Consider the following 1831-nt stretch of genomic DNA (forward strand, 5'->3'; position numbering starts at 1 on the left):
ATGCCTAACCTCCAATCTTCAAAGTATTGATACTGTTCGGTCCTTCGGTACATTTTCCCTACTATGACCTCGGCTGACTTCTCGCCATTCGTTGTTACTACTAAGCGCTGACGAGACCTCCCCGGGTTATTCCTAGCTGGTGATAACCCGGGTTATCCCTAGTTTATGATTATCACCAGTTCAGCTTAATAATTAATAGTAGCAACCATTTGATAAAATAAACTGGTGATAATCTTTAAATTTATCTGAATAACTTTAATCGTATCTGTTCTAATGTATCTTTATTTAGCATAGAATCATCTTTAAAATCTGTATTTGCTAAGATTAATTTGTTGTTTCGTTCAACAGCTTCAATCATAGCTTGAGATCCAACTTCAAGATATACTTCAGTGGTTTGTATTGATTCATGTCCTAAGAAACGCTGAATTATTGATAAGTTCACTCCATTTAGAAGCATATGTGTTGCTTTGGATCGGCGGAATGTATGTGCAGATATTTTCTTATTCTGTAGATTAGGGAATGATTTATTAGCCATCTGAGAATACTTTTTAATAATATAATCTATCCCTGAGTCTGATATTTTAGTTTCATATCGATTGCGAAATAAATAACCTTCGGTTATACCAAATTGATTAATATATTTTTTAATTTGTTTGGCAACTATTGGTGATAAGTATATAATCCGTGTTTTATTCCTTTTTCCACAAATTTTTATAGAACAATGTTTATCAAAAACTATATCTTCAATTTTAATATTGCATAGTTCATTGACACGTGTCCCAGAATCATACAAAGTGCATAAAATGACATAGTGTTTAAATGACATAGAGTTATCGATTGGTATTATCGATAGAACACCTTTTACTTCCTCTAAAGTTAGAAAATCTGTAATAGGACGTGGTGCTTTTTTAACGTGAATAGAGTTTAATTCTAATAAAACATTTTGATAAATAATCTCTTCTTCAACAACAAAAGATAAAAAAGAACGAAGACCAGCAAGTCGTTGATTTCTTGTGCTAATAGAACTTCCACTCTGTTCTATAGACATAAGCCATTTATTAACCCGTGATTTTGTAAAATCAGTAATTTCTATTAATTCTTTAGGTATATTTTGATTGTTTTCCATCCAATAAATGATTGAACATAGTGTCGTGTAATAGGATCTAATCGTATTAGGACTATATCCTCTTTGATGTGGCAGATAGTAGCAAAGAAATTCTTCTAAAAGAAAATAAAAAGATTTAGACATATCAAAAATCCTTTCTACTGAATAAATATTCTTCAACTTCAGTCATTTGATTTAGCATATTTTGTGCAACTTCATGAGTTAACCACAAGTAATTTTGTGTCTCATATACAGATTGATGACCCAAGTATTTAGACAAATATTCAATATTCGCAGTAGGGTGATTGTCAAAGCGGTTCAAATTTTCTAAAGAATGTACAGCAAAAGTATGACGTAAGTCATGGAGACGTGGTCCTTCCCCTTTTCCTCGATGAGGAATATTAGATTGTTCTAAAATTTTTCTAAAATAATAATATATTTGTCCATTAGTTATCTTTCCTTCATCTTTATAGGAGCCTGAATCAAAAAAATATATATTATGGATACTACTACGTGCCTCGAAATATTCTCGACAAAGTACATTTAAAGATATAGACATTGGCACAAGGCGATCTTGGTTATTTTTTGTTTCCGTTACATATATGAACCAATTTCATAACTAACTTTTTAAAAAAGGAAACACTCGTCTAATTTCAAAATGACTATTTTTTAAAAATTACACGGCTATTTCTTTTCTGTTCTTTCTCTCAGCTAACCGTTGGTTTG

General features: G+C 31.2%; 2 protein-coding genes. Both read right to left on the reverse strand.

Annotated elements, in window-relative coordinates:
• Window positions 1-241: 241 nt before the first annotated feature.
• A complete protein-coding gene (locus ACYQ4S_RS11795; RefSeq protein WP_343757157.1) occupies window positions 242-1249 on the reverse strand; it encodes a tyrosine-type recombinase/integrase in 1008 nt (335 codons plus the stop codon).
• A 1-nt stretch (window position 1250) separates the two neighbouring features.
• Window positions 1251-1709 (reverse strand): tyrosine-type recombinase/integrase, encoded by a 459-nt coding sequence (locus tag ACYQ4S_RS11800; RefSeq protein WP_459771334.1) that lies wholly within the window; start codon window positions 1707-1709, stop codon window positions 1251-1253.
• Window positions 1710-1831 lie beyond the last annotated feature (122 nt).

This window comes from Alkalibacterium sp. s-m-28, from assembly GCF_054658175.1.